Source organism: Brachyspira catarrhinii (assembly GCF_005518285.1).
In the GTDB taxonomy this organism is placed as follows: Bacteria; Spirochaetota; Brachyspiria; order Brachyspirales; family Brachyspiraceae; genus Brachyspira; species Brachyspira catarrhinii.
Window position 1 is genome coordinate 1 of record NZ_SJDU01000249.1, and the last position, 3,496, is coordinate 3,496.

The window sequence follows — 3,496 nt, forward strand, 5'->3', positions numbered from 1 at the left end:
TATTATTCTATTTGTTTATTAAAAATTTATTCAAATTCTTTTTTGAATTTATTAAATTTTGTTCGGCAAGAAGTATTTATTTAAACATTTTTAATAAAGAAATTAAATTAAAGGAGTTAGAATTCTATAATTTATGAGCGTAAATATAATAATTAAAAATGCATTAAAGAAATTCGGAAACGATATAATAATACCAAATCTTTCATTAGAAATAAAAAATAGCGAATTTTTTACTCTCTTAGGACCGTCAGGTTGCGGAAAAACGACTCTTTTAAGAATGATAGCTGGCTTTAACAGTATAGAAGGCGGAGAATTTTATTTTAACGATAAAAAGATAAACGATATATCGCCTGGAGAACGTAACATAGGAATGGTTTTTCAAAATTATGCTATATTTCCAAATATGACGGTTAGAAAAAATGTCGAATTCGGTTTGAAGCAAAGAAAAATGTCTAAAGAAGCTATAGATAAAGAAACGAATAAATTTTTAGAAATAGTTCATGTAGAACAGTATGCCGATAGTATGCCAAATAAATTATCTGGCGGACAACAGCAAAGAGTGGCGCTTGCAAGAGCTTTGGTTATAAAACCAGATGTGCTTTTAATGGACGAACATTTATCTAATCTTGATGCAAAGTTGAGAGTAGAAATGAGAGCGGCTATTAAAAATATACAAAGAGAAGTCGGAATTACTACGGTTTATGTAACACATGACCAAGAAGAAGCTATGGCTGTTTCGGATAGAATAGCGGTTATGAAAAATGGTGTTATTCATCAAATAGAGAAACCTAAAGATATATATCAAAGACCTTCCGATTTATTTGTGGCAAGTTTTATAGGAAAATCTAATTTGTTAAAGGCTAAACTTTTAGTAAACAATGGAGATGCCATAATTAGTTTTTTAAATGGGTATGAAATAAATCTTTCAAATATACTTGAAAACGAATTAAAAGAAAGAGAGGTAATAGTTTCCGCAAGACCTGAAGAATTGCATATAAGCCAAGATTATAATTCTAAAAATGGAATTAGAGGAATAGTTAAAGACAGCGTATTTTTAGGATTAAATACTCATTATTTTGTTACTTTAGAAACGCAAGAAGATGTTGAGGTTATTATGGAATCAAGCATAGACAAAATAATACCAAACGGCAGTAATGTTTTAATATCTCTAAACGAGAAAAAAATTAATATATTCGATTCTGAAAATTCTTTAAGCATAATGGAAGGAGTTTCAAATAATATATGAATTACAATGCAAAAAGAGATAGTTGGACATTAGTGTCAATAATCTTACTAATATTGTTTATAATATTTTTGTTATACCCATTGTTTAACTTATTAAAAGAGGCTATATATACCGAAGGTAGAATTTCTTTTAACGGATTTAAAACATTTTTTAGCGAATATTATTATTGGAGTTCGATAATTAATAGCGTAAAAATAGCCGTTTGCGTTATGATTGTAAGCTTGTTACTTGGAATACCTTTTTCTTATTTTTATTCTTTTTTTAATTTGAAAGGCAAGAAAGTTCTTTTTATATTATGTTTATTATGCACAATGTCCGCTCCTTTTATAGGAGCTTATGCATGGATTTTACTTTTTGGAAATTCTGGGCTTTTTACTGATATTTTGAAGTCTTTTGGAATAAGAGGAATAACTATCTACGGATTTTGGGGAATAGTATTTGTTCAATCTTTAAAACTTTTTCCTTTAGTCGTTATATACATGAACGGAGCTTTTAGAGATATAGATAATTCTTTATTGGAAGCGTCCGAAAGTTTAGGATGCAAAGGTTTAAACCGATTTTTCAATATAATAATGGCTCTTACAATGCCTACAATACTTGCGGCGGCTTTATTAGTTTTTATGAGGTCTTTTGCCGATTTTGGAACTCCAATTTTAATAGGCAGAGGTTATTCTACTTTTCCCGTTCTCATTTATTCTCAATATTTGGGCGAAAACGGTTCGAATTATCATTTTGCAGCCGCAATTAGCGTTATAGCAATTTTAGTAACCGCAATAATATTTATAATTCAAAAAGTCATTACAAATAAATTTAAGTTTACTATAAATTCATTGCATCCTATAGAAATAAAAAGCGCAAATAAAATTAATTCGATACTTATGCATATATTTTGTTATGTATTAGTCGGTATTTCTATACTACCTCAATTATATATAGTAAATATGTCTTTCAGAAATTATAGAAATAGCATATTGCGTCCTGGTTATTCTTTAGTCAATTATAGTAAAGCTTTAGAAAAAGCGTTATTTACATCCATAGGAAATACTTTAATAATAAGCGTGGTGACATTAGCGATTATAATAATCATAGCGGTTCTTATAGCTTATCTTGTAGTAAGAAGAAATAATATTTTAAATAATACTATAGATACAATATCCATGCTTCCTTATATTATGCCTGGCGCGGTTATCGGTATATCGTTAATAGTTTCTTTCAGTAAATATCCTTTAATTTTAACGGGGACATTGTTTATTATGATAATAGCGCTCGTTATAAGAAGAATGCCTTTTACGAGCAGGTCGGCAACGGCGACTATGATGCAAATACCAGAAAGTATAGAGGAAGCCGCTATAAGTTTGGGAGCGTCAAAATCAAAAACTTTTGTTAATATTACAGTTCCTATGATGACTAACGGCATAATATCTGGCGCTGTTTTAAGTTGGGTTTCTATAATAACGGAAATGTCGTCTGGCGTTATTTTATATAATAATAGGACTATAACTTTAACGATTAGCACATATTCGGCTATTACGGGAGGAATATACGGAGTGGCTGCGGTATTTGCGACTATTACGATGATTTTTACTGTAATATGTTTGATAATTTATTTGAAATCTACAAAACTTGAAGATGTAAAAATATAAATTTTATAAAAATTAAAACAAGGAGAAAAAAAATGAAAGTAGTAAAAACAATTTTATTTATTGTTTTGGCATCGTTATCTATTATGTCATGTGGCGCAAAATCAGATAATGATAAAAGGGCAAGTGTTGGAGAGAGACCATACTATGTAAAATCGGAAGACGAAGTGACGGGCGTCATTACGGTTTATACGACTATGGAAGAAACCCAGCAAGATGTATTAAGGGAAATTTGGAATAAATATTATCCAAATTGCAGAATTGAAATACAAGCTGATTCTGTCGGAACATTAGTTACAAGAATACGAGGCGACAAGGCTTCAAAAGCCGATGTTATAATAGGCGGTTTATTTGAATCCGATGGCAACATGTATCATGATATTTTAGAACCTTATACTTCTATATGCGATGAAGAGCAACTTTATCACGACAAATCTGGATATTATACATTTTATGATGTTCAAGTTATGTGTTTAGTCGTTAATCCGTTATTAAGAGACGAATTAGGCGTCAAAATAGAAGGTTATTCGGATTTAATAAATCCAGCTTTACAAGGCAAGATAATATTGGCGGCTCCAGATACCACTTCGTCTGGTTTGGAGACAACTAC

At 30.2% G+C, this 3,496-nt stretch carries 3 protein-coding genes; all 3 read left to right on the top strand.

The window, feature by feature from the left end; genetic code table 11:
- The first annotated feature begins 133 nt into the window (after positions 1 to 133).
- On the top strand, positions 134 to 1,246 hold the full coding sequence (locus EZH24_RS08855; RefSeq protein WP_137998801.1) for an ABC transporter ATP-binding protein: 1,113 nt from the start codon (positions 134 to 136) through the stop codon (positions 1,244 to 1,246).
- Positions 1,243 to 2,889, top strand: a complete 1,647-nt coding sequence (locus EZH24_RS08860) for an ABC transporter permease (protein WP_137998802.1) — start codon at positions 1,243 to 1,245, stop codon at positions 2,887 to 2,889. Before EZH24_RS08855 ends, EZH24_RS08860 begins: the two co-directional genes overlap by 4 nt.
- A gap of 32 nt (positions 2,890 to 2,921) precedes the next feature.
- Positions 2,922 to 3,496 (top strand): type 2 periplasmic-binding domain-containing protein (locus EZH24_RS08865; protein WP_201798583.1); only part of this gene is annotated, 575 nt, incomplete at its 3' end.